Origin of the sequence: Methylohalobius crimeensis 10Ki (genome assembly GCF_000421465.1) — a bacterium.
Classification (GTDB): domain Bacteria; phylum Pseudomonadota; class Gammaproteobacteria; order Methylococcales; family Methylothermaceae; genus Methylohalobius; species Methylohalobius crimeensis.
Genome location: NZ_ATXB01000001.1, coordinates 296,810 through 322,702, shown reverse-complemented (window position 1 = coordinate 322,702; position 25,893 = coordinate 296,810). Strand labels below are relative to the sequence as shown.

Sequence of the window (25,893 nt, the reverse complement as noted above, 5' to 3'; positions counted from 1 at the left end):
CGCAAGGAGATGGCTCGAGTCGGTTCCAGCCGCCCATTTCGCGAGGCGCCCATGACCCGACCCAGCATATTCCTTACCCGCCGCTGGCCGGCTTCGGTGGAAACCGAATTGCGGCAGCGTTACCACGTGACCTTGAACGAGGACGACCATCCTTTGTCGGCACGGGAACTCAAGGCCGCCTTGCAAGCCTACGATGCGGTCTGCCCCACCGTCAGCGATCGGATCGACGCGGAAGTGCTGGGGGTGGAATCTCCGCGCTGCCGGATTCTCGCCAACTACGGCGTGGGGGTCAACCATATCGATCTGGACGCCGCTAAGCGGCGCGGCATCCCCGTCACCAACACCCCCGACGTGCTCACCGGCTGCACCGCCGATCTGACCCTCACCCTCCTGCTGATGACGGCGCGCCGTGCCGGAGAAGGTGAGCGGGAGGTGCGCGGCGGCGTCTGGACCGGCTGGCGCCCCACCCACCTGCTGGGCAGCCGGGTGTCGGGAAAAACCCTGGGAATCATCGGCATGGGCCGGATCGGCCAAGCCGTGGCCCGGCGCGCTTACCACGGCTTCGGCATGCGGATTTTCTACTACCATACCCATCCTCTGCCTGCCGAGACGGTCGTCGAACTGGCGGCCACCCCCTGCGCCAGCATCGACGAACTCCTGCCCCGCTGCGATTTCGTCTCGCTGCACTGCCCGGGCGGAGAGAAAAATTTTCACTTGATCGACACCGAACGGCTTCAGCGGATGCGACCGGGGGCTTTTTTGATCAATACCGCCCGCGGCGAAGTGGTGGATACGGAGGCGCTGATCGTCGCTGTAAAACAAGGCCCCTTAGGAGGCGCCGGTTTGGACGTCTACGAAAACGAGCCCCAAGTGCATCCTGAGCTGCTGAAATTGGACCAAGTGGTGCTTTTACCCCATTTGGGCAGCGCTACCGTCGAAACCCGGGAAGCCATGGGCCGGCGCGTGATGGCCAACCTGGATGCGTTCTTCGCCGATCAATCCCTGCCCGACCCGGTATAGGCATGACGTCCCTCCATCCGGGGGAAATAGACGCGCTGGCGGAAAAGGTCCGTCCCGCTTTTCGAGCCCGTTGCCGAACCCTGGGCGTGGAAACCGACCTCACCCCGTGGTTGACTCCCGTTTATCTACCGCTTGCCGCTTGGGTCGCCGCGCAGACCGGCAAGGTTAATGCGAAGACTCCTCAACCTTTGATTCTCGGAATCAATGGCGCCCAAGGGTCGGGCAAATCCACCGTGGCGGCATTGCTGGCAACCCTGCTCAAAGAGGGTTTCGGTCTCAAAGCGGCCGGATTGTCCATCGACGACTTGTATCTAACCCGGGCCGAACGGGAAAAGCTGGCCCAAACCGTCCATCCGCTACTGATCACCCGCGGCGTGCCCGGAACGCATGATGTGGCGCTTGGAATCGCTACCCTGAATACCCTCAAAAACGCCCGATCCGGCGATCGAGTTCCCATCCCCGCCTTCGACAAGGCCGTGGACGACCGAAAACCGAAAACCGAATGGCCCGTCTGGCAAGGCCCGGTGGACGTGATTTTATTCGAGGGCTGGTGCGTGGGCACCCGCCCCCAACCCGAAGATGCCCTCCGCAAACCGGTCAACGATTTGGAAAGATGCGAAGATCCGGACGGCCGCTGGCGCCGCCATGTCAACGACCAGCTCAAGGGGCCTTATCGGTGCTTGTTCGCTCTGCTGGATCGACTTCTATTCCTTCAAGTGCCGGATCTGGATTGCGTTTTCCGCTGGCGCCTGCAACAGGAACGCGAACTGGCGCAGCGCACCTGCACCCCCTCCAGCCGCCTTTCGCGGCTCATGGATGAAAATCAGCTCAGACGTTTTCTCCAACATTACGAACGCTTGACCCGCTGGGCGTTGGTGGACCTGCCGAAGCACGCCCACGCGATCATGCCTTTGGACCGAGACCATCAACCCACTCCTCTGCAAATCAACCCGTTTTAAAGATGCCCACATTCAAACAAATCCTATTCGCCCTGATCCAATATCCGCTACCTCACCATCTCTTGTCCCGGCTGATGGGAAAACTCACCCACTGCCGGCGGCACTGGTTGAAAAACCTTTTGATCCGCGGATTCGTCCGCTTGTACAACGTTGATATGACCGAGGCCGCCAGCGCCGACCCGGATGATTACGCTTGTTTCAACGAATTTTTCATCCGCGCCCTCCAAGCCGATGTCCGATCGTTCCCCGAAGATTCCAAGCGGGTGGTCAGCCCCGCCGACGGCACCCTTAGCCAAGTCGGTTCCCTCACCTCCGAGTGGCTGATTCAGGCCAAAGGCAAGGACTACTCGGTGACGGCATTGCTGGGAGGCGATGCCGAGCTGGCCAAACCCTTCGAGAATGGCGAATTCGCCACCATTTATCTTTCCCCGAGCGATTACCACCGATTTCACATGCCGCTGGATGGCACTTTGAAGGAAATGCGCCACATTCCGGGCCGCCTGTTCAGCGTCAACGAGTCCACCGCCGCGGCGGTGGACAACCTGTTCGGGCGCAACGAACGGGTGGTCTGCCTGTTCGATACCGAAGCCGGCCCCATGGCGGTGGTGTTGGTGGGAGCGCTCTTGGTGGCGAGCATCGAGACCGTCTGGCACGGCGTGGTCACCCCGCCGACGGCCCGGGAAATCCGCCGCTGGACATATCAGGAGTCCCCCATCCATTTGGAAAGAGGGGCGGAGTTGGGACGCTTCCACATGGGTTCGACGGTCATCCTCTTGTTCGGACAGAATGCGGTCCGCTGGTTGGACGCCCAACCGGGTCAATCCATCCGGATGGGTGAATCTTTGGCGAAACCCGTATTTGATTCCTAGGCTCGCAGGGGGGGGGGTCCGGTTACAGTCTAGACGGGTTCGAGCCGCTTGCGCGCGGCAAGTAAAATGATGTCTCGCAGGGCCTGCTCGTCGTTTGCCGCCAACCAACGCTCCTCGAATTGCTCTTCCTGGACTACTTGCGCGATCGCGGACAAGGCTTTCAAATGGAAGTTACGTTCGTCGGCTGTACCGGCCAGGATAAAGACAGCATGTATTTCTCGGGCGTCAGAGGAAAAATCAATCCCCTTGCGTGCCCGCGCGATGAGCAGATCGAAATTCTGCTCACCGGGCACAACCATATGGGGCACTGCTAAAAATGCGCTGAGTACGGTGCTGGTTTCTTCTTCTCTTCGCCGCAACACGCTTGCCAACCGGTCCGCGGTCACGTTCAACCGTGGAGCCAAACGCTCCGCAGCCGCCTCGAAGAATTGCTCTTTCGTCAGCGGTTCGGAAACGTCCAGGATCACGGCGTTCTCTACGAGCTTGTCAAAACGGTCGACTACAATCTCGTCGCGTTCCCGAATGATCTGTTTCAGTTCCGCCTCCAACACACCGTGGACCAATTGGCGATCCGTCAGCCTGGCGATCAGATGCAGCAGCGCGGACTCTCGCGCCGACTGTTTTCGACCGTAGAACCAGAATGTCAAAAACGCGGTCAGAATCAGTCCCGCGCTGATGATGAATGCCTCCATTCCCAGTTCAAACAGGACGAAAGCGAGTCCCAGGATACCGCCGATCTGCAGCCAGGGGTATAAGGGCGACTTGAATGCGGGCCGATAGTTTTGGAGACCGCTTTCGCGCAAAACAATCACCGCGAGACAAGACAGGGTGTAAGTCAGTATCAGCACGCAGGAAGCCGCCTCCACCAGGATGTTCAGCTTGAGCAAGAGGCTGAGTAGGATCGCCGTTCCGGTAATCAGTATGGCGATATGCGGCGTATGGAATCTGGCGTTGACTTTTGCCAGAGCCGAGGGGAGAAGCCTGTCGCGGCTCAAGGCGAGAAGGTAGCGTGAGGCCGCCATGATTCCGGCATTTGCGGTGCTGATAAATGCCAGAATCGCGCCAATGCTCATGGCCACGAAACCGGGCTCGCCCATAATCATCCGCCCCCCGTCGGAGAGCGGCGTGAGCGACCCGTCGAGGGCCGAACTTTCCACGACTCCGCTGGTTACCGTCACCGCCAATGCGTAAAGCAAAGTCACCGACACCAGCGCCAAGGTAAGCCCGATGGGCAAAACCCGGCCCGGATTCTGAATTTCTTCGGCGACGCTTGCCATCTTCAGCAGACCTCCGTATGAAACGAAGACAAAACCTGCGGTGGAGAATATGCTTCCGACGCCGTAGGGGGCGAAGGGAATCAATAACTCGGCGCGTGTCTGAGGAAGACCGGCTATCACGTAAAGGATCAACAGAGAGAAGAGCCCGAACACCAGGATTGCCTGCGCGCGGGCCGCTGCGCGTACACCCAGGATGTTCAGCCCAATGAAAAGGACGGTGAGCGCAGCGCCGCTGAGCAGTCCTGGGAGATCCAGAATCAAGTGGACGAAGGTCGACATGCCCACGATCGCGAACGCGCTCTTCAGCGACAACGCAAACCAACTCAACATGCCGGCAATCGACCCCATACCGGCGCCGAAACCGCGCATAACAAAAAAATAATCCCCACCCGCCTTGGGCATGGCCGTTGCCAGTTCGGCCATGCTCAACGCACCTGTTGTGGCGAGCAAACCGGCAAGGACATAGGACCAGATTACGCCGGGCCCGGCCATAGCATGCGCCATGCCGGGCAGGATAAACAATCCGGAACTGATCATCGCACCGGAGGCAATCGTAAATACGTGGACCAGCCCCAGGCCCTTGCGCAGTTTAACTGAACCGCCCATGTGGTCACCTCAACGTCTCGAAACGGCAGCGATGACACGCAATATAACACTAGCCATTTCGACCGCCTGCCAAAAACTTCTTTATTAACCTCAGCGGCTATCCGCCAAGGCGGGCGTATACATCCCCGCTTGCCGAATGGAAGGGAAGACTTTCCAGCACGGCTTTCATTTCTTCCGCCCTCATCCAGCGCGAACTCCGCCAACACATGGACTCGGCCTCCGAATACTGATAAACATAAGCGCCCAAACCGGACAAAAGATCGATGCAAGCCAAAGCGCGGGAAATCGCCACCGGAATATACTCGAAGGAAAGCGCCGGCAGCGGCCGGGAAAGACCCGACAGCACATCGGTTTCCAGCCCTTCCACATCGATTTTGCAAAAGGACGGCTCGCCGTATCGGACGATCAATCGATCCAAGGTAACCATTTCCACGTCGATGGTCCGATCCCAGTTCACCCTGGAAAAACGGGGATCTTTTCGCACCTCGTCGATCCACTCGGGCGACAGGCTGGAAACCGTCGGCGTCCGGGAGCTGATCAGCATCCGGACGCGCTTGTCCCGCCGTCCGACGGCGCGCGGGTCGATCGTGACGGCGGAATCTCCGCCGTAGGCCCAACGTAGAAAACGCACACAATCGGGCTGGGGCTCCACCGCCACCACCCGGGCACCCAAGCGCCGCCAGCAGCCGATCCGATTGCCCACATGACTGCCGATGTCGAAACAAAGCGCTCCCCGCCGGACGAACTGGGCGTAAAACCGGTCCATTTGCCTCCGTTTCCCGAGGCTTCCATAGTAGAGCCTGAAGGAGCGGATCAGGCCCAAAAACCGATTCAATCCCATGCCTACTCCGGAAAAGTATCGATCAATTGAACCGGCGAAGCGGTGCGGCTGTCAAATATAATAGGCATCGGCAAAACCCATCCATACCCCTTCATCTTGGAGGTAGCCAGCCATGGGAAAAAGCGTCGCGCAGAAATTGATCGAAAGCCACCTGGTGGAAGGCCGCATGGAGGCGGGTGAGGAAATCGGGCTGAAGATCGATCAAACCTTGACCCAGGACGCCACCGGCACCCTGGTGATGCTGGAGTTCGAAGCGCTGGGGGTACCGCGCGTCCGGACCGAACTCTCCGCCCAATACGTGGATCACAATCTGCTCCAGGAAGATTTCAAAAACCCGGACGACCATCTGTTTCTCCGCAGTGCCTGCAAGAAATTCGGCCTCTGGTTCAGCCGCCCCGGCAACGGCGTCAGCCACCCTGTCCACATGGAGCGCTTCGGCATACCGGGCAAGACCCTATTGGGCTCCGACAGCCATACCTGCGCCGCGGGCTCCCTGGGCATGCTCGCCATCGGCGCGGGCGGACTGGAGGTGACCATGGCCATGGCGGGCGAGCCGTTCCATCTACGGATGCCGAAAATATGGGGCGTCCGCCTGACGGGACGCCTTCCCGACTGGGTCAGCGCCAAGGACGTGATTTTGGAAATGCTGCGCCGCCACGGCGTGGACGGCGGACTGGGCAAGATCGTCGAGTATTACGGCCCCGGCCTGGACCACCTGACCGCCATGGACCGCCACGTGATCGCCAACATGGGGGCGGAACTGGGCGCTACCACGACGGTTTTCCCCGCCGACGACGCGGTGAGGACTTTTCTGACCACCCAAGGCCGGGGCGATGCCTGGCGGGAAATGCTCGCCGATCCCGACGCCCGCTACGACGAACACGATGAAATCGATCTCTCCCAGCTGGAACCGCTCATCGCCCTCCCCAGCAGCCCGGGCCATGTGGTGCCGGTCAGCGAGGTGGCGGGGAGGGAGATCTATCAGTCCTACATCGGCTCTTCGGCCAATCCCGGTCTGCGCGATTTCGCCGTCGCCGCCGCTATCGTGGACGGCAAGCAGGTACACGACCGGGTTTCTTTCGACGTCAATCCCACCTCCCGCCAGATTCTGGAAAACATGGTGGAATTGGGAATCCTGAAAAAGCTCATCCATGCCGGGGCGCGCCTGCACCAGGCAGGCTGCGGCGGCTGTATCGGCATGGGCCAGGCGCCGGCCAGCGGACGCATCAGCCTGCGCACCGTGCCCCGGAATTTTCCCGGCCGCTCCGGCACCAAGGAAGACCAGGTCTATTTGTGCAGCCCGGAAACCGCCGCCGCCTCGGCCCTCACCGGCGTGATCACCGATCCCCGCACCCTGGACATGCCCTATCCTCGCTTCCGGGAACCGCGCACCCTGCTGATCAATACCGAAATGCTGGTTCCTCCCGCCCCCCAAGACGCTGGCGTGGAACTGGAGATGGGGCCCAACATCCAGCCGCTGCCAGCACTCGACCCCCTGCCGGAAAAGCTGGAAGGACCGGTGTTGCTGAAGGTGGCGGACAACATCTCCACGGATGAAATTCTGCCCGCCGGCGCCAAGGTATTGCCTTTCCGCAGCAACATTCCGGAAATCAGCAAATTCGTGTTCAACCCCGTCGACGAAAGTTATTACGAGCGGGCTATGGCCAGCCGACAACAGGGCTCGTTCATCGTCGGCGGCGTCAATTACGGCCAAGGCTCCAGCCGCGAACACGCCGCCCTGGCGCCCCGCTATTTGGGCCTCAGAGCGGTGATCGCCAAAAGCTTCGCCCGCATCCACCGGCAAAATCTGAGCAATTTCGGCATTCTGCCCCTCACCTTGGTCGATGCGGAGGATTGGGAAAAAATCGCTCAAGGGGATGTGATTTCCATACCCGATGTACGCCAAGTCCTCAGGCAGGGGGACAGGGTCGAAGTGATCAACCGGACTCGCGACGAACGCTACGTCACTGAACACCGCTTATCTCGCCGACAAGTGGAGATGGTGTTGGCGGGCAGTCTGATCAATCTGGTTCGAGAACGGGTAACGGCAACGACCGGGGAGGGTTTTTAACGCAACCAGCATTGAGCCATTCCCGGAGGTTTATCGCAATAAAAACATAACCCGAAGGAGGAAGAAATGCCCACTTATCAATATCTCATCATCGGCGGCGGCATGACGGCGGACGCCGCCATCCAAGGCATACGCGCCATCGATCCCCGGGGCTCCATCGGCTTGATCGGCACGGAACCCCATCCCCCCTATAAACGGCCGCCTCTCTCCAAGGGGTTGTGGCAGGGAAAGCCGCTGGAAAAAATCTGGTACGCCACCGAGGAACGGGATGTCACCCTGCATCTGGGGACCACCGTCCAAACCCTGGACCTGGCGGCCAAACACGTGGTCGACGACCAGGGAACCACCCATCAATTCGACAAGCTTCTGTTGGCCACGGGTGGAAGTCCGGTGCGCCTACCCTTCGGCAGCGCCGATATCATTTATTTCCGAAACCTCGACGATTATTTGAAACTGCGCGCGCTCACCGAGGAAAAACAGCGCTTCGCCGTGATCGGGGGCGGGTTTATCGGCTCGGAAATCGCCGCCGCCTTGGCGCTGCACGATAAAGAAGTGACCATGCTTTTTCCCGAGGAGGGCATTGGCGCGCGGCTGTTTCCTCACGATCTGAATCAATTCCTGAACGAATATTATCATCTCAAGGGGGTCGAGCTCTGGTCCGGCCAGGTGATAACGGGACTCACCCGACAGGGAGACCGGCTGAATTTGACCGCCTGCAGCGCCCAAGGCTCCAGCGAACGTACCCTGGAAGTGGACGCGGTGATCGCCGGAATCGGCATCCGCCCCATTACCCATCTCGCCGAGCAGGCCGGACTTTCGGTGGACAACGGCATCATCGTGGATGAACTGCTGCGTGCCGGCCACCCCGATGTGTTTGCCGCAGGCGACGTGGCCAATTTCTACAATCCCCATTTGGATACCCGCCTGCGGGTGGAACACGAAGACAATGCCCTGACCATGGGAATGCATGCCGGCAGGAACATGGCGGGCGAGGAGACCCCTTATCATCATCTCCCCTACTTTTACTCCGACCTGTTCGAGCTGGGATACGAGGCGGTGGGCTGGACGGACGCCCGACTGGAAACGGTGGAGGACTGGATCGAGCCGTTTAAGAAAGGCGTCGTCTATTATCTGGAAGGCAAGCGGGTGCGGGGCGTACTATTGTGGAACGTCTGGGACCGCGTGGAAGACGCCCGCACTCTCATCGCCGAGCCCGGCCCTTTCAAGCCGGGGGATTTGAAAGGAAGAATCACAGACTGAATCGTCAGATACGGAGAAGGAGAAGAATCGAGATGTGGACCGAATTGGTGGAAATATTCGAAAAGCGTTGCCGAGATACTCGGCAACCTCACCAAGTCCAAGCCAGGGCGGCGGTTCTTCTGTACGGAGGACTGACCAATTGTCAGGAAGCGTTTCTCAACTACAAAGGAAGCCCTTCGCCTTACCATCTGGCCAATGCGACGTTTGCGATGGACGCCTTCATCTCCGTCCTGCAAAACGTAGATTCGATACTTTCCTTGCTGGAACCGGACATGGCGGACAAGCTGAGACATTACGCCTTGGAGGAGAACCGCCTGGCTTACGCCTCCCAGCCGAAGGAATTGCTCAAATTCCAAGTGGAACTGCTGAGAGATACGTTCAATATGGAAGCCCGCACGATGAACCTTCTGAACGACGATCCATCGGCCTTCACCGGCGCCAAAGCCATGTTGGCGGAATTCATTCATCAGAATTTCTCCATCGACGAGCTTCTCGAAAGAGACGTTGTAAGATCTTAAAGTTAAGAGTTTCAGGGAAACGGACAATCAGCAGAGCTTCAATCCGGTTTAATCACAATCAGAGCTTCGTGTAAAAGACCGCAATATGCCAAGGGGATAACCAAAGAACTTTATGAAAATCCTCGGCTATCGGCTCTGCTGGGGCCAATGCGGCTTGTGGGCGAAATACCAAACCGGAAGGAACCTTTTCCACCGGCTCCAGGGGAAGCAGTTCGATGGGGGGGTCATATTGCTCCAGGTCCTGCTTCAACGCCTGCTTGACCTGAAAATTCCCCAAGAGGAAATGTATTTTCTTTCCTTCGACTAACACACCACCCGAAGTAAGTTTTTCCTGCCAAGAAGAGACCGGCTGAACTCGAACAAATGTGACCACATCAAATTTCCCCGCCTCGCGCAAACCTTGCAACAATAAGGGTGCCAGACGTTTACGTTCATAGTCGGTAAATACCGGTGCGAGAGCTTTCTCGGGGTTGGCGCTTCCTGTCCGGATCAGAACACCTGCGAGCATTTTTTCCAAAGTACCCACTTCCAGATCGGCAGGATGGGTATAACCCTGGCCTTGATTGGCCCCTGGAACCCGCTGCAAACGGATGATCCAAGTCGGATCCTCGTGAATCGTAGCCGTTATGTGGCGACCTGTTCCACAACCTGCCAGCATCAAAATCAATCCCAGCCAGATGAGTCCCCGTCGACGTATAACCAGCTTGATGGTGTCCAAATTCTGCAAGGCACTTCCCCGCTCAATGGCTTCCCAAGGAAAAAATCTCGGTAATTGTAAACAACGCGGCTTAAATTTCCTAATTGCTCAAAAGAGAGCGCGCCCGATGATTAATCGGGCGCTTAATTCTTTTAAATCAAAATGACCCTTTTCAGCCGGGATGATTAGAAAGAAACGTCCCACTGAACTCGGACACGATTATCCTGAGTATCCCGATTGTCGCTGTCTTCGAGGGCTGGCTGCCTGACAAAACTCGCGGAGGGCGCGGAAGGATTGTAGGGTAGATCGTCCGAGATGATGATTGATAAAGGACGAAATTGCCCATGAACAACCCTTCCACACGGATGTACGTTACGGTAACCCAGGTTTTGAAACAAGCGCCGTGGCGAGATATGCGACATCTTTCGACGGTCGCTTGGATGATCGCAGGATTGTTGTTGAGTGGGGGCATCGGTTTGAGCCGGTGGGTGGTGTATGTGGACAGCCGCGCCCGCTATGCCCAAAGCATTGAGCGGCGATTCCGGCGTTGGTTGAGTAACGGACGGATCGATGTGAATGAGGTGTATGCGGGGCTGTTGAAAGGGTGGTTACCGACGGGCGAGGAACGCCGCGTATACGTGGCCTTGGATACGACGATGCTATGGAATAGTTTCTGTGTGATTCAAGTGGCGTTGGTGTATCGGGGTCGGGCGATTCCGGTGGCCTGGAAGGTGAAACGGCAACCCAGTGCCAGCGTGGCCTTTCAGGTCTACCGCTCGGTTCTGGCGCAAAGTGTCTCCCGCCTGAAAGGTTTTGAGGTGATTTTGCTGGCCGATCGTGGATTTTGTCATCTGCAGTTGGTGCGCTGGATCAAACGGACACCGGATTGGCACTGCCGGATTCGGATGAAGCGCAATACGCCGGCTTGGCGATGGAGCGGCGCTGGTTACCGCCCGCTGAAGTGGTGCGTGGATGCCGGCCAGGTGCGTTATTACCACACTGTTTATCTCTGGAAGGTGCATGAAGCGGTGAACGTGGCCGTGGGTTGGGAAAAAGGCGCCAAGGAACCCTGGCTGATCCTGAGCGATGAATGGACCGATGAAACGACCCTCGCCGATTACGGCAAGCGTTTTGCCATCGAGGAAGGGTTTCTGGACCATAAATCCAATGGGTTTCAATGGGCGTCTTCCCGGCTTCGGCAAGCCGAGGTCTTGGATCGGCTGTGCTTTGTGATGGCGGTGGCCACCTGGATCGTGACCTGTCAGGGGACGGCAGTGGTAGCCGAGGGGCAGCGTAGAACCGTCGATCCGCATTGGTGTCGGGGCTTGAGCTATGCCCGTATCGGCTGGAACTGGATCCACCATGCCCTGGCTTGCGGGAAGGCGCTTATCGATCGGTTGTGGTTGCCTTCCGCCGACGACCCCGCTCCCGTGCCTACGGCCTCGGATCGTTCGCGCTGGATGGAGGAATTACCTTGGCAATATACCTTTTGTATCCCTGACTCCACTACATGACTGATTTTGCATGGAAAAATGAGTTTTGTCAGGCAGTCAGCTTCGAGGGTTAGATAAGAGTAGTCCACCGTAACCTTGTTGTTATGACCGGCAAAGAAATAATTGACCGCACCGGTATACTCCTGACGCAATTGATCCCTGAATAGGCGATTTCGCTCAGGCTCTTCCACAAAAGCATACCGGAATGCCAATTCCAATCCCTTGGGCACCATCGGAATGAGATCATGGAAGAAATAACCTGCCTGAGCATAACTACCCCACATGCTGGCAGTCTCATTGTTGATTCGATCTTCCACCCGCTTCCAGTGATATTCGTGCTGGAAGGAGAAGCCTCGCCATTTAAAGGCTGTTTCTTCCATCATTTGGGAGACCCTGAACTGGCCGTTCTCAGCATTAGATGGACTGTCGAAACCATCCAGATTGCCACAACCACTGGAAGACCAGCGAGTACAACGCCCCCTAACCGTAGCTGCTGCAAACGCGATGCTACCGGCCGGCTGCTCGTGGTATTCCACATCGGTTTGCCGCCATTTGAGATCGCGTCCCAGGAAGTTCCATTGCAAGCGGCCCATATACATCATATGATCGTCATCGTTGCGGACTCCACGGCCTTCCCCCGTCCAGACACCAACATAATAACGGGAATCCGCCAAGGTTCCAGGCATTAGATGCCCATACAGCATCGCACCCATTTGTCGATCGACGGTAAAGATTCGGTTGACGATGGAGCGCTCCACGAACTGCTGCCTGCCGGAGGAATCCACACGCTCACGGTTGTAGTTGATTTTCCATTGACCCAACTGCAGAGATGCCCATTTATATTTCTCTAACATGATGCGCCAGTCGATCACCCGGCTGCCCGCCGCTTCCGAGTCGTCGTCATGATCCCGGGTCGGCTGCAGATCCACTTCGAAATAATATTTCAACCACGGCCGGTAACCATGGCCGCCGATTTTCATCCGTACCCGACGCAGCTCGAATGTGCTTTGCTCATCATCAGAAAAAGCACTGAAGGATCGAGGATCCGAACGCTCCGGATAGGTATAGCGCATCTGAGCACGCCATTGCAGATTTGTGGCCCAGTTGCCATCCCGGGTTTCAAATTTGAACCCCTTTTTGCCCCAACCCATTTTGACCGGAAACTCGTTTTCCACTTGCCGCGTCACTTCCTCTGCCACCATCTGCTTCACGGCCGGCTCTTTCACGGTTGGTTCCGCCGTACTTTCTGTTGGAATTAAATCCTTTTTGGTCAGCGGCTCCTTTTTCCTCATCAGCCGGTCATACTGTTCCTGAGTAATGACGCCGTTGGTAAGCAGAATCTCCAACAACTCTGGGTCGGCGGCATGCGCCGCACCGGCTTGACTTAGCAGCATCGCCAAGCCGATTCCAGCCCGGATGCCAAAATTGTGCAATTTCATAAAACGATCCCCCTGCAAAATCGCTTTGAATTTAAAGCGACACAGAATATGACAATTGAATGACATCTTTATGACAACGCCAAGGATGAGGGGATCGTTGTAAATTTGTCGAACCCCGGTCGAGGGTTCTCACCCTCCCTCTCGAGGCATTAAAAAAGCACTGAAGCCTTATCAAGCGCCAGTGCTTTTCTTTTAATTTGGCGGAGAGGGAGGGATTCGAACCCTCGATGGGCTTTTGACCCATACTCCCTTAGCAGGGGAGCGCCTTCAGCCACTCGGCCACCTCTCCAAATTTTTACCTAATCGCTGTTATCAACCGTCAGGTTCACCGCCGGATGATTCGTTGTCAGACATGGATTCGGACTCCGGTTGCTGGAACCCCACTTCTTTTTCACGCTTGATCCGCTCGTAGATTTCCTCCCGATGGACCGAAACGTCTTTGGGGGCGTTCACACCGATGCGCACTTGATTGCCCTTGACACCAAGCACGGTGACGGTGACATCGTCACCGATGATCAGTGTTTCCCCCACTCTCCGAGTCAGAATAAGCATAAGATCATCCTTTCCGTTTTAGGAACTGAAAACCGGCCCCGCCGCGATCGAGTCGGGCACCGAAATCAGTTCAAGGTGGATTATATCACTTCACTTTATCAGGGGAAAACCCGGATGCATCAAGCCGCCGGCGCTTGATCCAATTCGAAGGCCTCGTGCAGGGTATGCACCGCCGCTTGCAGGTAATCTTCATCCAGCACCACCGAAATCTTGATCTCGGAAGTGGAAATCATTTGGATATTGATGCCCGCCTCCGCCAGCACCCGGAACATCTTACTGGCGATGCCGGCATGAGAACGCATCCCCACCCCCACCAGGGAGATCTTGACGATTCGATCGTCGCCGGTCACCTTGCGCGCCCCCAAATCGTCCCGCGCCCGATCGAGAATATCCCGAGCCCGGGGATAATCGTTGCGATGCACGGTAAAAGTAAAGTCGGTGCTCTCGTCCTCGGCGACGTTTTGGACGATCATATCCACTTCAATATTGGCATCGGCGATCGGTCCGAGAATGGCCGCGGCGATACCGGGACGGTCGGGAACCCCTTCCACCGTCAGCTTGGCTTCATCTCGATTGAAGGCGATACCGGAAATCAGCGCCTCTTCCATTGTCTCGTCCTCATAGGTAATGAGCGTTCCTTCCCCCTCGGTGAAGGTGGACAGTACCCTAAGGGGGACATTGTACTTGCCGGCGAATTCCACCGCCCGAATCTGCAGCACCTTGGAACCCAGGCTGGCCAATTCCAGCATTTCCTCGAAGGTAATCCGTTCCAGGCGACGGGCCTTGGATTCAATCCTGGGATCGGTGGTATACACCCCGTCCACGTCGGTGTAGATGCGGCATTCGTCCGCCTGCAAGGTCGCCGCCAGGGCGACGGCGGTGGTGTCGGAACCGCCCCGGCCGAGGGTGGTGATGTGACCTTCCTCGTTCACCCCCTGGAAACCGGCCACCACCACCACCTTGTCTTGGCTCAGATCCCGACGGATGCGCGAGGTGTCGATATCCAGAATGCGGGCCTTGGTATGGGCCGCGTCGGTGAGTATTCGGGCCTGGGCGCCGGTATAGGAGCTGGCCGCACATCCCTTCACTTCCAGCGCCATGCACAAAAGCGCGATGGTGACCTGCTCGCCGGTCGCCAGAAGCACATCCAGCTCACGCGGCTCGGGTCGCTCCTGAACTTGATGCGCCAATCCCAACAGCCGGTCGGTCTCGCCGCTCATGGCGGAAACCACCACTACCAAATCGTCGCCGGCGCGCTTGGCCTGGATGATTTTTTCGGCCACGTCCTGAATCCGCTCCACCGTGCCGACCGAAGTGCCGCCGTATTTGTGAACGTAGAGTGCCATATCCTTATCGATGCTTAAACGAACATCATTATGTCACGATCTCACAGACGCGATCGAATCCAATCATCCACACCCGCCAAGGCCTCGGACAAGTTTTCCGGTTGGGAACCGCCGGCCTGGGCGAAATCCGGCCGCCCGCCGCCGCGGCCGCCCACCTGCTGGGCGACGGCGTTGACCAACTCCCCGGCCTTGATCCGATCGGTCAAATCCTTGGAAACCCCGGCCACCAGGGTAACTTTGGCGTTTTTGACCGTCGCCAGCACGATCGCCGCGCTGCCGAGCTTGTTTTTCAGTTGATCGAGGGTGGTGCGAAGCGCCTTGGGGTCGCCATCCTCCAGCTGGACCGCCAGCACCTTCACTCCCTCGACGTCCACCGCCTGGGAAGCCAAGTCACTGCCGGCCTGCGACGCCAGCTTGGCCTTCAGGCGTTCCAGCTCTTTTTCCAACTGACGGTTTTTTTCCAGAGCCTGGCGGGATTTGATTTCCACCTCTTCCGGTTGGCATTTGAACGCCCCCGCCAAAGCGGTCAGTTGCGCATCCGCCCCCTGGGCCCAACGCACCGCCCGCTCGCCGGTCAACGCCTCGATCCGGCGCACCCCGGCGGCGATGCCGGTTTCGGTGATGATTTTGAAAAAGCCGATATCGCCGGATCGTCGTACATGCGTGCCGCCGCACAACTCCACCGAGAAATCGCCGATTTTCAACACCCGCACCCGATCGCCGTATTTTTCCCCGAACAAAGCGACGGCCCCGGCCGCGAGGGCATCGTCCTTGGCCATCACTTCGGCGGTCACCGGCTGGTTCCGGCGGATTTCGCCGTTTACCAGGCGCTCGATCTCCTCGACCTGATCTCGGGTCAAGGGTTCGAAGTGGGCGAAGTCGAAACGCAGGCGTTCGGCATCCACCAGCGAGCCCTTCTGCTGCACGTGTTCGCCCAAGAGATTTCTCAACGCCGCATGCAGGAGATGCGTGGCGGAATGATTGAGCGCGGTGGCATCGCGCAATTCCTCGTCCACCCGGGCGGTGCTGGCGGCGGCGCGCTCCAGCTGTCCCTGCACCACCTTCCCCCAGTGGAGCCAGGTATCCCCTTGTTTTTGGGTATCTTCCACGCGCAAGCGGCCGGCATCGGTTCGGATTTCGCCGCGATCCCCCACCTGACCGCCGCCTTCGGCATAGAAGGGGGTCCGGTCCAGCACCACCACGCCGGACTCGCCGGCGGGCAAAGATTCGACCGGTTCACCATTCTGCAAGACGGCGAGGATTTTGGCCTCGGCCTCCAAGCGATCGTAGCCCAGAAATTCGGTCTTGGCGTGAATCGGAATCACCTTGTGGTAATCGGCGCTGAAACCGCTCGCCGCGCGCGCCCTTTCACGCTGCTCGGCCATGGCGCGCTCGAACCCCTCCAGATCCAGGGACAGCCCGTGCTCGAGGGCGAAATCCCGGGTCAGATCCACCGGAAAGCCGTAAGTGTCGTAGAGGAGGAAAATCAAATCGCCGGGAATGCGTTTGCCCTCCAGCTTCTTCAAGCCGTCCTCGAGCACCCGCATGCCCTGTTCCAGAGTTTCGGCGAAACGCGCCTCCTCTCGCTTCAGCACCTGTTCGATCTGGGCCTGGTGGGAAACGATTTCGGGATAGGCGTCGCCCATCACCTCGGCCAAAGGGGCGACCAAGCGATGGAAGAAAATCTCGCGGATGCCCAGCCGGTAGCCGTGGCGAATCGCCCGCCGGATGATCCGGCGAAGCACATAGCCACGCCCTTCGTTGGAGGGCAATACCCCGTCGGCGATCAAGAAAGCGGCGGCGCGGGTATGATCGGCGATCACCTTGAGGGAGTTGCCGCTCAAGTCGTCGGTGCCGGCCAAATCGGCGGCGGCGCGGATCAGATGGCGGAACAGGTCGATGTCGTAGTTGCTGTGCACCCCCTGCAACACGGCGGCGATCCGCTCCACCCCCATGCCGGTATCCACCGAAGGCTTGGGGAGCGGCGTCAAAGTCCCGTCGGGGGCGCGGTCGTACTGCATGAACACCAGATTCCAGATTTCCACGTAACGATCCCCCTCGGCGTCGGGCGAACCCGGCGGCCCGCCGGCCACTTCCGGGCCGTGGTCGTAGAAAATCTCGGTGCAGGGGCCGCACGGCCCCACCTCGCCCATGGACCAGAAATTATCGTGGGCGCCGATCCGGGCGAAGCGCTCGGGAGAAACTTTCATCTCCTTGAGCCAGATGTCGGCCGCCTCGTCGTCTTCCTCGTAGACCGTCACCCAGAGTTTTTCCTCGGGAATCGCCAGGACGCCGGTGAGAAATTCCCAGGCGTATTGGATCGCCTCGCGCTTGAAATAATCGCCGAAGCTGAAATTGCCCAGCATTTCGAAGAAAGTGTGATGGCGAGCGGTATAACCCACGTTTTCCAAATCGTTGTGCTTGCCGCCGGCGCGCAGGCACTTTTGACTGGAGGCCGCCCGGGTGTAATCGCGATGCTCGCGGCCGAGGAAAATATCCTTGAACGGCACCATTCCGGCGTTGGTGAACAGCAAGGTGGGATCCCGCTGGGGAATAAGGGGAGCGGACGGCACAATGGTGTGGCCGCGCTCGCGGAAATAGTCCAGAAATTGTTCTCGGATGGCCGAAGTCGTCAATCGTTTCATCAATCCCTCAACAGGCTGCGAATCTGCTCCGTCTCGAATCCTCGCTGCGCCAGGAAACGGTAGCGTTTGCCGTATTCATTGCGGCTTTGGACCGGCCGCTCCCCGAACTTGCGCCGGTACACCGTCTCCAAAACCTGCTCCCAATCGATCGCCAATTCCGCCAGGACCTGCTCGATCAATCCATCCTCGATCCCTTTTTGCCTGAGTTCGAAGCGGATTTTGACCGGCCCGTGGCCGCGCTCGCTGCGGGCGCGGATAAAACTTTCCACGAACCGGCGCTCGTCCTGCCAACCGGCGGCCTGAAGCTCCTCGATCACCGCCTGCGCCAGATTTTCGGGAAAACCCCGTCCGCGCAGTTTCCACAGCAATTCCCGCGCGCTGTGCTCGCGCCGGGCCAAGAGCTTCAGGCAAAGTTCCTTTATTTTAACGCGTTCTTCGCCCCCGCTCAGCTTTCCTTACTCCTCCACGGGGGCTTCGGCGTCGGAAGGTTCCTCGGCGGAGACGCTGCCGAAGACTTTCTCGCGGATTTTCCGTTCCAATTCCTGCACGAGTTCAGGATGCGCCTTCAAATGCTGGCGAACGTTGTCCTTGCCCTGACCGATGCGGTCCTTGTCGATACTGTACCAGGCGCCGGACTTTTGCACGAAACCGTGCTCCACCCCCAAATCGATCAGTTCCCCCTCCTTGGAGATGCCTTCATTGTAGAGAATCTCGAAACCCGCGGTCTTGAAAGGCGGCGCCACCTTGTTCTTGACCACCTTCACCTTGGTGTCGTTGCCGAGGACTTCGTCCCCCTTCTTGATCGCGCCGATCCGCCGGATATCGAGACGCACCGAGGAATAGAACTTGAGCGCGTTGCCACCGGTAGTGGTCTCGGGATTGCCGAACATCACCCCGATTTTCATCCGGATCTGGTTGATGAAAATCACCAAGGCGTTGGAGCGCTTGATGTTGGCGGTCAATTTGCGTAGCGCCTGGGACATCAAACGCGCCTGCAGGCCCACGTGGGCGTCGCCCATCTCGCCCTCGATCTCGGCCTTGGGCGTCAAAGCCGCCACCGAGTCCACCACGATGATGTCCACCGCCCCGGAGCGAACCAGCATGTCGACGATTTCCAACGCCTGTTCGCCGGTATCGGGCTGGGAAATCAAAAGATCATCCAGATTGACTCCGAGGCGCTTGGCGTAGGCCGGATCCAACGCGTGCTCGGCGTCCACGAACGCCGCCACGCCGTCTCGCTTCTGAGCCTGAGCGATGGTGGACAAGGCCAGGGTGGTCTTGCCCGAGGATTCGGGGCCGTAGATCTCCACGACCCGCCCCTTGGGTAGACCGCCGATTCCCAGCGCCAAATCCAGGGTCAAGGAGCCGGTGGGAATCGCCTCCACGTCGCGCGCCGGTCCGGCATCGCCGAGCCGCATCACCGATCCTTTTCCGTACTGCTTCTCGATCTGCATCAGCGCGGCGCCCAGCGCCTTGCGCTTGTTCTCGTCTAACATAATCCGCTACTCGTTTGCTCGCTGTAATCACAAAATTATGGCACAACTTGGGACCTGTCCGCTTAGAACAACTCCATTACGTATCATCCTCGACCGCACGACTCAGTATAGCGCTTCACTGCGCCACCGCGGGCCAACGATCGATCACCTGGTAACGGGCCCCCTCCGGGCTCAGCTCCGAGGCCACCAACACAAAATCCCGCACCGGCCAACGAATCGGCTCGATCTCCCGGCTCACCTGCCGTTTTCTGACTTTTCGCGCCAAGGTCAAGTGAGGGCGAAACGGGCGTTTTTCGGGTTTGAACCCCAGTTTGCGCACGCCCCGCTTCAAACTTTCGATCAGTTCGGACAAAGACTGAGGAACGGTTTCGGCGGTCAAACATAAGACGGCCGGACGCACCCAATGTTCCAACCGGCCGAAGCTCAATTCGCAAGGCACGACGGGGACCTTCTCCGCCAGCGCTTTAAGGTCCGCCACCTGGTCGCCGGGCACTTCGCCCAAAAACAGCAAGGTGATGTGAATCTTCTCCGGGTCGACCGGTTTCCCCCGGTCCAAACCCAATTGGTCGCGCACCCGGACCAACTCGGCCCGCAGCGACTCGTCCGGCCAAAGCGCGAAAAACAAGCGTTTAGAATCGGTGGCAGACATCCAAAACCCCTTCCAGCGCCCGAGCAACCGCTTGCCGGCGCACGTTTTCCCGATCCCCCGACAACTGAAGCCGTTCGGTGCGGTACGGGCGGTCTTTGACCTGCCACGCCAACCACACCCGTCCCACCGGCTTGTCCGGGGTTCCCCCGCCGGGACCGGCGATTCCGCTCACCGCCACCGCCACTTGCGCCCGACTGTGGGCGAGCGCGCCCGCGGCCATCTCCGCCACCACCGCCTCGCTCACCGCGCCATACCGATTCAGGGTCTCGGCCTTGACGCCGAGCATTTCCATCTTGGCTTGGTTACTATAAGTGACGAATCCGCGCTCGAACCATTCGGAACTTCCCGCCACATCGGTCAGGCACTTGGCGATCCAACCGCCGGTGCACGATTCGGCGGTGGCCAAGCATAAACTTTTGCCGCGCAGACATTGTCCGACTTCCATGGCTAGAGATTCCAGCATCGCCCGCCTCACTTGGCTTTTCCTCACCACCCTTTCGGTCCTGGGCGGCTGCGCCCATCGACAAACCATTTCCTCCCCCTATCCATTCTGGGGTGAGAAAATCTCCTTGCCCGGAACCGCCGAATCCCCCTCCCTCGAGGGGCAGTTCAAACCGTCCTACTCGGCCGATCCCGCCGCGTGCCTGCTTTTGGTTCACGGCATGAACGAATACATCGGCCGCTACGGGGAAATCGCAGCGCATTTCGCGCCAAACTATCACGTCGCCGGCATCGACCTCTACGCCCACGGCCTGTCCAATCCCATCATCGCCGCCGCGGAGGCGCGCCTGCGCCAAGGCACTGCGGCCGCCGACGTCAGTCGAGCCTACCAAGCCCAGGCGTCTTTGCGCAATCTGGACCTTCTGCGCGACAATTTCGCCCGCGCCCTCCGCTACCTGGCGCGGCGCTGCCCGGAAAAGCCCGTTTTCATTCTCGCCCACAGCCTGGGAGGACTGGTCGCCGCTTCCCATTTTATGCAATCCGGGGCGAATAAAACATCGCCCTGTCCAATCGGCGGCATCGTCCTGTTGGGGCCGGCTTTTTCCGTCCCGGATATTCCCGGCTGGCGCGGCTGGCTGCAAAACCCCTTGATTCAGTTTTCCTTTTTCGCCGAATCGAATTTTTTATACCGGGGAGACGACCCACTGCCGTGGTTTCTGGCCAAGCAAATCGTCGCCGTCCCCGCCACCCTCCTCCTCCGCGGCACGTTCGAAGCGGCCTCCTGGCCAGGCATTCGCGCCCTGACCACACCGGTCACCCCGCCCTGGGTTCCCTTCTATCTCAGCGATTGGGAAGTGGAACAGGCCCGCCATCTCGCCGACGGCTACATCATCCGCCGCACCCTCCCCCGCTTCGCCAAGGGGGTGGAACGGGAAATCGTCCGTTTTCGCCGCCACATGGAGAAGTTCGACCTGCCCTATTTACTGGTCTATTCCGGCCACGACCCGATCACCGCCGCCCGGGGCAACGAGGAATTCATACAAGCCACCCGGACCAATCATCCCGACAACCAAGTCATGGCCTTGGAGGCGCATTCCCATCACGAACACCTGTTCTCGTCGCCTCCCTTGCGCCGGGAAATTCTCCGGCGGATCGATGGGTGGATCGAAAAGCGATTGGAATAAATTGCTGAATAGGCCCGAGAAGCGGGCACAGACCTCGCCCAAGAGCGTCAGCCATTCCTACCGGTCCTGATCGTCACGGAAAACCGCCTCCCGGCGATCCCCGCGTGAAGTGTCGGATTACCAGACCCGACCCTGCAGTCGCCCCGACCCTCGTTGTCGTTCACCCCGGGACATGTTATCTTTCAATAAGATTCTGAATATACACACTTCATGACGCTAACCCAAGAAGACATCGACTTCATCAAAAAACATCTGAGCGAGTGGCTGACCGAGCAGAGTCTCGGCAAACCGCCGGTGGTGTATGAAATCGAACTGCGCGAGCGGATGGTGCGAGTGGAAGAAGAGCTCAGGCACCAGCGCGAACTCATGCAGCAGGGCTTCGTGCACATGGAAAGGCGCTTCGAGCTGATGGAGCAGCGTCAGCAGGAATTGCGCGAGGATATGATAGCCCGCTTCGAGCAAGTGGATAAACGCTTCGAGCAAGTGGATAAACGCTTCGAGCAAGTGGATAAACGCTTCGACGAGATGCTCAAACGCCACGATCGCCATTTTCTGTGGCTGATCGGTTTCATCGCGACGGTGGGCGGGCTGATCATCGCGGCCGGAAAATGGATGTGAGGAAAAGAAGGGCAAAAACCATGTGATTGCCCTTGATTCGTTCAACTCTCCGCTGCTTCCGCCTCACCTGCTTTGGACAAAAATTCGGCGAAGAAAACCGCCATCACCCCGACAAAAAGCCCCAACACCAACCCCAAAGCCACGATCATTTTCCGAGAGATCCCCACCGGTGCGGGAGATCGCATCGGCGGAACGATGGCCCGGGTCATGCGCATGTTTTCCAAGTTGGTCTCGGCTTGGGTCACCTTCAATTTCTGCACCTGAATCGACCGTTCGGTATCGGCGATCTGCTTCTTCAATTCCTCGCGGCGATTCTTCTGGCCGATCAATAGCCGCTCTTGCAGCGCCTGAAGCCGCTGATTATCCTCTTGAATCTGATTGTCCACCAAAAGCATCGTCATGGCGGCGGAAGCATCCTTCACCGTGGCGATTCGGGCATACCGCGCGCGGGACGCCTCCAAGCGCTCCCGAAGCTGCTGGATCTCGTCCTTCAACAAAGCATCCAGATCGTCCAAGCGTTCCAGTTCCGCGGCAAGCACCGTCTTCTGATCCTCGAGCTGCTGCACCCGACTCTTCTCCGCCTGCAGACGCGCTTCGAACTCGGTGCGGGCGATATCGAGCATGCGCTGGTGGTCCTTGAACAACAGATCGAGCGCCTCGTTGATCACTCCCAAGTAAACCGACTGATCCTTCTTGGGCCCCTTCCCCTCTATTACCAGCATTTGACTTCCCTTCGGAAGCCGGGCTTCAACTTCAAGGCCTTCATATTCCGGCTGGCGGGCGATCAGATCCGAACGAGCCTTGACGACATACCCTTCCTTGACCTTGGCCAGCACCGTATTCGGATCCTCGACCAATTGCAGATCGCCGTTGACGGGCACGGTACCGATTTCCACATTGGCCCGATAGAAGTATTTTTTCGGTAACAGTAGCGCCGCCGCCACACTGGCGGTCACCGCCAGCAACAAGACCACCCAAAGCACCCATTGGCGACGCACCAGCACCCGCCAAAGATCCACCAGATTGATTTCATCCTCGGGCGGATAATACATGATCGGCATTTGCCCTTGTCCGGGCGGCACTTCTTGCATCGCTTTTTTGTCATCCATTATTTAGGCCAACCTCAAGCTTATCAAAGGTTATTCGACACATCCCCAACCAAGCGTCGCATTCTATCCAGAAACACCTGGCGATCAAAGCGCCGGGCGCGGATTTCACACGCCTTGCGCATCGCCCTCGCCCGCACCGGGGTCAATTGCTCCACCGCCTCGCAAATCGCCTCCGGAGAGGGATCCGGAGGCAGCAAAATTCCGGTTTTCCCGTCCACGACGGTCTCCAGCACCCCCCCTTCGGCCACCCCGATCACCGGCTTGCCCGCCGCCATGGATTCCACCGGGGACATGCCGAAATCCTCCTCGCGCGGAAGATAAATCGTCGCCACCGCCTGTCCGATCAACCGTCGAAGCCTCTCATCGTCCACCCAACCGACAAACTGGATGTTCGACGCCCCCTCGGCCAGCTCCCTAAGCCACCCACCCTCCTCGCCGCCGGACACCACGATCAGTTTCCGCTCGGGCATTCGCCGGAACGCCGCAACGATCCGGTCCACTCGCTTCAAAGGATCCAAGCGAGCCAGGGAAAGATAGTACCCTTCCTGCCCCAACCAACGGAATCGCCCAGTCTCCACCGGGGGATAGACCACCTCCCCTTCCACCTCCAAATAACGCCGAAGCCGCCCACGCACGTTCTCGGAATTGCATACCACCCGGTCCATCCGCCGAATCGCGTCCTCGTACCCGCGCCGAAAATAGGCACAGAGCGCCAGAAACCCGGGCCGCTGCCAGACAGGCAGGCGCTGCAGGAAGAACGCACGCTGATCGTACAAAAACCGGGGAGGCGAATGACAATAATAAATCGTCCGGACATGATCCATGCCGGCCGCGGCCAAGGGCGCATAGGAGCCGCTGAACAAGGCGACTTCGGTCCTCCCGGGCAATCGACATCGCCGCCATGCCCGGATCAAGGCCAGGGTTCGCGAGAGAGGATGGCTCGCGCCGACACCGAGAGAGCGAATATTCCCCCCGGGCCACCCCTCGTGTTGCAAGGGGTCGGCGACGAAGCCGGTCACCAAAGGCCACTCCAACCCTTGGGCCAAGGTCATGGCCAATCGCTCTCCGCCCCCGCGGATAGCGAAGTAGTCGTGCAAGACCGCACCGGCAGGGAATGTCACTGAAATATCCGTTTCAAAAGCGGCACACAAGCATTATTTTCCCGCGATCGCAAACAACGCCGCGATGATCAGTGCGGTTTGCCCCGTCATCAGGCTCACCAGCCAGCGCAAGGTCGAGGCCCGCACCTGCTCGATCTCCCTGGTCAAACGGCCCTCGGCTTCGACCACTTCCTTGCGGACGGTTTCGATTTCTTTGGCAAGTCGGGCCTCGACCTCGACGACTTCCTTGCGGACGGTTTCGATTTCCTTGGCAAGACGGCCCTCGGCCTCGACGATTTCCTTGCGGACGGTTTCGATTTCCTTGGCAAGACGGCCCTCGGCCTCGACGATTTCCTTGCGGACGACTTCGATCTCCTTGGCAAGACGGCCCTCGGCCTCGGCGATTTCCTTACGGACGATTTCGATTTCTTTTTGAAGACGCAGCTCGGTTTCATTTAAACCGGACTGGGTGGCCAGATCCCTAACCTCGGGATAACGCTCTTCCATCCGCTCGAAGGCCTCGGCGATCAGCCTGGCCCGCGTCTTGTCGTCAGGCGCGGATGAAAGTTGCTCGTAAAATTGGATAACGGATGTCATGGGGATCACGGGGTCAAGTTTTGCAATCAAGCAGTCTTTCGTTCTATCGCTTCGAGCCAGTGCACCGCCCGGCTGACAGTAGCAGTTGAAGCGGACGCAGACCTCGCCCAACAGCGTCAGCCATTCCCGCCGGTCCTGATCGTCGCGGAAAACTGCTTCCTGGCGCTCCCGGCGCGAAGTGACATGATAAAGCCTGCAAGACCCTTTTTGTGCCTTTTGTGTTTAAAAAAATGCATTGATACCCACCTCCTTGAAATATATTATGGTATATACCATTTCAAGAGGAGGCAGCGATGGGCCAAACAGCCAAACTTTTTTCCAACGGTCGCAGCCAGGCGGTGCGTTTGCCGGCCGCGTTTCGATTCGAAGGCACGGAAGTCTACATCCGCCGGGACCCGGAAACGGGCGACGTGATTTTGTCCCGCAAACCGACGGATTGGGATGCCTTTTTCGACGCACTCAAAGGCGCCGAAATACCGGCCGACTTCCTGGATGAAACCGAGCGCAACCAGGAGGCTCAGGAACGCGACCCCTTTGAAGGATGGTGCGAATGAAGCGATATATGCTCAACACCAATACAGTGAGTCATCTGATCAAGGGGCATCCAACGGTCAGCCGGCACGTGGTGACCGTACCGATGTCCTCGCTTTGTATATCGGCCATCACCGAAGGTGAATTGTGTTTTGGGTTAGCAAAACGGCCGAATGCAAAACGCCTTCATACCGTGGTGAAGGAGTTTTTGCTACGCGTTGATGTCCTACCTTGGGATAGCGCCATTGCAAGGCGCTATGGCTCCGTGCGAGCTGCGATGGAGCATCGAGGCAAGATACTGGCTTCACTGGATCTGTTGATTGCCGCACATGCGCTGGACGCAAAAGCGGTTTTAGTGACAAACGACCAAGCTTTCAGTCAAGTAGACGACCTGCGTCTCGAAGACTGGACGAAGGCTTAAGAGTCACCGGGGTCTCAAGTCTTGCAATCACGCATAGAATGTTGGAATGCAAGACCTGTCTCGTGACCCCAGCGCTCGTTCTTCAGCGCTTCTCTTTTTTGCCTTGATCTAGATGCATTTGAAAGAATATATTGATGATTTGATGATAAATGAA

24 protein-coding genes, 1 tRNA gene and 1 pseudogene are annotated in these 25,893 nt (G+C 58.5%); 11 read left to right on the top strand and 15 right to left on the bottom strand.

What is annotated here, in order from left to right; translation table 11 throughout:
- The first annotated feature begins 51 nt into the window (after positions 1 to 51).
- The 3 genes from H035_RS0101750 to asd are packed head-to-tail and all read left to right on the top strand — an operon-like array spanning position 52 to position 2,848.
- Entirely contained in the window at positions 52 to 1,020 is a 969-nt protein-coding gene (locus tag H035_RS0101750) for a 2-hydroxyacid dehydrogenase (RefSeq protein WP_022947293.1), read from the top strand.
- Between the two features lie 2 nt (positions 1,021 to 1,022).
- Entirely contained in the window at positions 1,023 to 1,979 is a 957-nt protein-coding gene (locus tag H035_RS17705; protein WP_022947292.1) for a hypothetical protein, read from the top strand.
- Positions 1,980 to 1,981: 2 nt separating this feature from the next.
- Positions 1,982 to 2,848 (top strand): archaetidylserine decarboxylase, encoded by an 867-nt coding sequence (asd, locus tag H035_RS0101740; protein WP_022947291.1) that lies wholly within the window; start codon positions 1,982 to 1,984, stop codon positions 2,846 to 2,848.
- Between the two features lie 29 nt (positions 2,849 to 2,877).
- Here the strand turns inward: asd and H035_RS0101735 are convergent, their stop codons facing one another.
- The gene (locus H035_RS0101735; protein ID WP_022947290.1) at positions 2,878 to 4,731 is read right to left on the bottom strand and encodes an amino acid permease; all 1,854 of its coding nucleotides are present in this window, start codon (positions 4,729 to 4,731) and stop codon (positions 2,878 to 2,880) included.
- 97 nt (positions 4,732 to 4,828) lie between these two features.
- Positions 4,829 to 5,572: an FkbM family methyltransferase gene (locus H035_RS0101730; protein ID WP_022947289.1), complete on the bottom strand. Its 744-nt coding sequence runs from the start codon at positions 5,570 to 5,572 to the stop codon at positions 4,829 to 4,831.
- Between the two features lie 112 nt (positions 5,573 to 5,684).
- On the opposite strand from H035_RS0101730, the gene H035_RS0101725 reads away from it, so the two are divergent.
- The 3 genes from H035_RS0101725 (at position 5,685) to H035_RS0101715 (ending at position 9,421) form a co-directional block, all read left to right on the top strand.
- Positions 5,685 to 7,643 (top strand): aconitate hydratase, encoded by a 1,959-nt coding sequence (locus H035_RS0101725; RefSeq protein ID WP_022947288.1) that lies wholly within the window; start codon positions 5,685 to 5,687, stop codon positions 7,641 to 7,643.
- 66 nt (positions 7,644 to 7,709) lie between these two features.
- The gene (locus H035_RS0101720) at positions 7,710 to 8,903 is read left to right on the top strand and encodes an NAD(P)/FAD-dependent oxidoreductase (protein WP_022947287.1); all 1,194 of its coding nucleotides are present in this window, start codon (positions 7,710 to 7,712) and stop codon (positions 8,901 to 8,903) included.
- Positions 8,904 to 8,935: 32 nt separating this feature from the next.
- Entirely contained in the window at positions 8,936 to 9,421 is a 486-nt protein-coding gene (locus H035_RS0101715) for a hypothetical protein (RefSeq protein ID WP_022947286.1), read from the top strand.
- 58 nt (positions 9,422 to 9,479) lie between these two features.
- Here H035_RS0101715 and H035_RS0101710 read toward each other — a convergent pair whose 3' ends face one another.
- A complete protein-coding gene (locus H035_RS0101710; RefSeq protein ID WP_022947285.1) occupies positions 9,480 to 10,148 on the bottom strand; it encodes a hypothetical protein in 669 nt (222 codons plus the stop codon).
- A 314-nt stretch (positions 10,149 to 10,462) separates the two neighbouring features.
- Here H035_RS0101710 and H035_RS17700 point away from each other — a divergent pair, with 314 nt between their 5' ends.
- A complete protein-coding gene (locus H035_RS17700) occupies positions 10,463 to 11,632 on the top strand; it encodes a transposase (protein WP_022947284.1) in 1,170 nt (389 codons plus the stop codon).
- Positions 11,633 to 11,694: 62 nt separating this feature from the next.
- Here H035_RS17700 and H035_RS22350 read toward each other — a convergent pair.
- From H035_RS22350 to pncC, 9 genes and pseudogenes are all read right to left on the bottom strand, one after another.
- Positions 11,695 to 12,684: pseudogene (locus H035_RS22350) on the bottom strand (porin); the annotation flags it as partial.
- Between the two features lie 564 nt (positions 12,685 to 13,248).
- Positions 13,249 to 13,339, bottom strand: a tRNA-Ser gene (locus tag H035_RS0101695).
- A gap of 23 nt (positions 13,340 to 13,362) precedes the next feature.
- On the bottom strand, positions 13,363 to 13,602 hold the full coding sequence (gene csrA / locus H035_RS0101690) for a carbon storage regulator CsrA (RefSeq protein WP_022947282.1): 240 nt from the start codon (positions 13,600 to 13,602) through the stop codon (positions 13,363 to 13,365).
- A 119-nt stretch (positions 13,603 to 13,721) separates the two neighbouring features.
- A complete protein-coding gene (locus tag H035_RS0101685; RefSeq protein WP_022947281.1) occupies positions 13,722 to 14,948 on the bottom strand; it encodes an aspartate kinase in 1,227 nt (408 codons plus the stop codon).
- A gap of 41 nt (positions 14,949 to 14,989) precedes the next feature.
- Positions 14,990 to 17,593, bottom strand: coding sequence for an alanine--tRNA ligase (gene alaS, locus H035_RS0101680; protein WP_022947280.1), 2,604 nt, complete (start codon positions 17,591 to 17,593; stop codon positions 14,990 to 14,992).
- Complete coding sequence (locus tag H035_RS0101675; RefSeq protein ID WP_407635332.1) at positions 17,593 to 18,000, bottom strand: regulatory protein RecX; 408 nt, start codon at positions 17,998 to 18,000, stop codon at positions 17,593 to 17,595. The genes alaS and H035_RS0101675 overlap by 1 nt, the downstream gene beginning before the upstream one ends.
- A gap of 48 nt (positions 18,001 to 18,048) precedes the next feature.
- A complete protein-coding gene (gene recA, locus H035_RS0101670) occupies positions 18,049 to 19,089 on the bottom strand; it encodes a recombinase RecA (protein WP_022947278.1) in 1,041 nt (346 codons plus the stop codon).
- 115 nt (positions 19,090 to 19,204) lie between these two features.
- Entirely contained in the window at positions 19,205 to 19,738 is a 534-nt protein-coding gene (thpR, locus tag H035_RS0101665) for an RNA 2',3'-cyclic phosphodiesterase (protein WP_022947277.1), read from the bottom strand.
- A complete protein-coding gene (gene pncC, locus H035_RS0101660) occupies positions 19,719 to 20,183 on the bottom strand; it encodes a nicotinamide-nucleotide amidase (RefSeq protein ID WP_268741922.1) in 465 nt (154 codons plus the stop codon). The genes thpR and pncC overlap by 20 nt, the downstream gene beginning before the upstream one ends.
- Between pncC and H035_RS17695 the strand changes: the two genes are divergently transcribed.
- On the top strand, positions 20,182 to 21,363 hold the full coding sequence (locus H035_RS17695; protein ID WP_022947275.1) for an alpha/beta fold hydrolase: 1,182 nt from the start codon (positions 20,182 to 20,184) through the stop codon (positions 21,361 to 21,363). The two genes, pncC and H035_RS17695, sit on opposite strands and share 2 nt — an antisense overlap.
- 210 nt (positions 21,364 to 21,573) lie before the next feature.
- On the top strand, positions 21,574 to 21,981 hold the full coding sequence (locus tag H035_RS0101650; protein WP_022947274.1) for a hypothetical protein: 408 nt from the start codon (positions 21,574 to 21,576) through the stop codon (positions 21,979 to 21,981).
- Positions 21,982 to 22,022: 41 nt separating this feature from the next.
- On the opposite strand, the gene H035_RS0101645 is transcribed toward H035_RS0101650, so the two are convergent.
- Genes H035_RS0101645 through H035_RS0101635 form a run of 3 tightly spaced genes read right to left on the bottom strand, consistent with a single transcriptional unit; the run spans position 22,023 to position 24,787 of the window.
- Complete coding sequence (locus H035_RS0101645; protein ID WP_022947273.1) at positions 22,023 to 23,090, bottom strand: Wzz/FepE/Etk N-terminal domain-containing protein; 1,068 nt, start codon at positions 23,088 to 23,090, stop codon at positions 22,023 to 22,025.
- A 23-nt stretch (positions 23,091 to 23,113) separates the two neighbouring features.
- Positions 23,114 to 24,211, bottom strand: coding sequence for a glycosyltransferase (locus tag H035_RS0101640; protein WP_026596152.1), 1,098 nt, complete (start codon positions 24,209 to 24,211; stop codon positions 23,114 to 23,116).
- 33 nt (positions 24,212 to 24,244) lie between these two features.
- Positions 24,245 to 24,787: a hypothetical protein gene (locus H035_RS0101635; RefSeq protein WP_022947271.1), complete on the bottom strand. Its 543-nt coding sequence runs from the start codon at positions 24,785 to 24,787 to the stop codon at positions 24,245 to 24,247.
- 293 nt (positions 24,788 to 25,080) lie between these two features.
- On the opposite strand from H035_RS0101635, the gene H035_RS0101625 reads away from it, so the two are divergent.
- Both H035_RS0101625 and H035_RS0101620 read left to right on the top strand, forming a co-directional pair.
- Complete coding sequence (locus H035_RS0101625; protein ID WP_022947269.1) at positions 25,081 to 25,341, top strand: antitoxin; 261 nt, start codon at positions 25,081 to 25,083, stop codon at positions 25,339 to 25,341.
- Positions 25,338 to 25,739 carry a type II toxin-antitoxin system VapC family toxin gene (locus tag H035_RS0101620; protein ID WP_026596151.1) on the top strand — a complete coding sequence of 134 codons (402 nt, stop codon included), beginning with the start codon at positions 25,338 to 25,340 and terminating at the stop codon, positions 25,737 to 25,739. Before H035_RS0101625 ends, H035_RS0101620 begins: the two co-directional genes overlap by 4 nt.
- Positions 25,740 to 25,893 lie beyond the last annotated feature (154 nt).

What these genes read in the sequence shown, in the direction of transcription:
- H035_RS0101750 (WP_022947293.1), top strand. Translation starts at nt 52, where the DNA reads ATGACCCGACCCAGCATATTCCTTACCCGCCGCTGGCCGGCTTCGGTG.
- H035_RS17705 (WP_022947292.1), top strand. Translation starts at nt 1,023, where the DNA reads ATGACGTCCCTCCATCCGGGGGAAATAGACGCGCTGGCGGAAAAGGTC.
- asd (WP_022947291.1), top strand. Translation starts at nt 1,982, where the DNA reads ATGCCCACATTCAAACAAATCCTATTCGCCCTGATCCAATATCCGCTA.
- H035_RS0101735 (WP_022947290.1), bottom strand. Translation starts at nt 4,731, where the DNA reads ATGGGCGGTTCAGTTAAACTGCGCAAGGGCCTGGGGCTGGTCCACGTA.
- H035_RS0101730 (WP_022947289.1), bottom strand. Translation starts at nt 5,572, where the DNA reads ATGGGATTGAATCGGTTTTTGGGCCTGATCCGCTCCTTCAGGCTCTAC.
- H035_RS0101725 (WP_022947288.1), top strand. Translation starts at nt 5,685, where the DNA reads ATGGGAAAAAGCGTCGCGCAGAAATTGATCGAAAGCCACCTGGTGGAA.
- H035_RS0101720 (WP_022947287.1), top strand. Translation starts at nt 7,710, where the DNA reads ATGCCCACTTATCAATATCTCATCATCGGCGGCGGCATGACGGCGGAC.
- H035_RS0101715 (WP_022947286.1), top strand. Translation starts at nt 8,936, where the DNA reads ATGTGGACCGAATTGGTGGAAATATTCGAAAAGCGTTGCCGAGATACT.
- H035_RS17700 (WP_022947284.1), top strand. Translation starts at nt 10,463, where the DNA reads ATGAACAACCCTTCCACACGGATGTACGTTACGGTAACCCAGGTTTTG.
- csrA (WP_022947282.1), bottom strand. Translation starts at nt 13,602, where the DNA reads ATGCTTATTCTGACTCGGAGAGTGGGGGAAACACTGATCATCGGTGAC.
- H035_RS0101685 (WP_022947281.1), bottom strand. Translation starts at nt 14,948, where the DNA reads ATGGCACTCTACGTTCACAAATACGGCGGCACTTCGGTCGGCACGGTG.
- alaS (WP_022947280.1), bottom strand. Translation starts at nt 17,593, where the DNA reads ATGAAACGATTGACGACTTCGGCCATCCGAGAACAATTTCTGGACTAT.
- recA (WP_022947278.1), bottom strand. Translation starts at nt 19,089, where the DNA reads ATGTTAGACGAGAACAAGCGCAAGGCGCTGGGCGCCGCGCTGATGCAG.
- thpR (WP_022947277.1), bottom strand. Translation starts at nt 19,738, where the DNA reads ATGTCTGCCACCGATTCTAAACGCTTGTTTTTCGCGCTTTGGCCGGAC.
- H035_RS17695 (WP_022947275.1), top strand. Translation starts at nt 20,182, where the DNA reads ATGGCTAGAGATTCCAGCATCGCCCGCCTCACTTGGCTTTTCCTCACC.
- pncC (WP_268741922.1), bottom strand. Translation starts at nt 20,183, where the DNA reads ATGGAAGTCGGACAATGTCTGCGCGGCAAAAGTTTATGCTTGGCCACC.
- H035_RS0101650 (WP_022947274.1), top strand. Translation starts at nt 21,574, where the DNA reads ATGACGCTAACCCAAGAAGACATCGACTTCATCAAAAAACATCTGAGC.
- H035_RS0101645 (WP_022947273.1), bottom strand. Translation starts at nt 23,090, where the DNA reads ATGGATGACAAAAAAGCGATGCAAGAAGTGCCGCCCGGACAAGGGCAA.
- H035_RS0101635 (WP_022947271.1), bottom strand. Translation starts at nt 24,787, where the DNA reads ATGACATCCGTTATCCAATTTTACGAGCAACTTTCATCCGCGCCTGAC.
- H035_RS0101625 (WP_022947269.1), top strand. Translation starts at nt 25,081, where the DNA reads ATGGGCCAAACAGCCAAACTTTTTTCCAACGGTCGCAGCCAGGCGGTG.
- H035_RS0101620 (WP_026596151.1), top strand. Translation starts at nt 25,338, where the DNA reads ATGAAGCGATATATGCTCAACACCAATACAGTGAGTCATCTGATCAAG.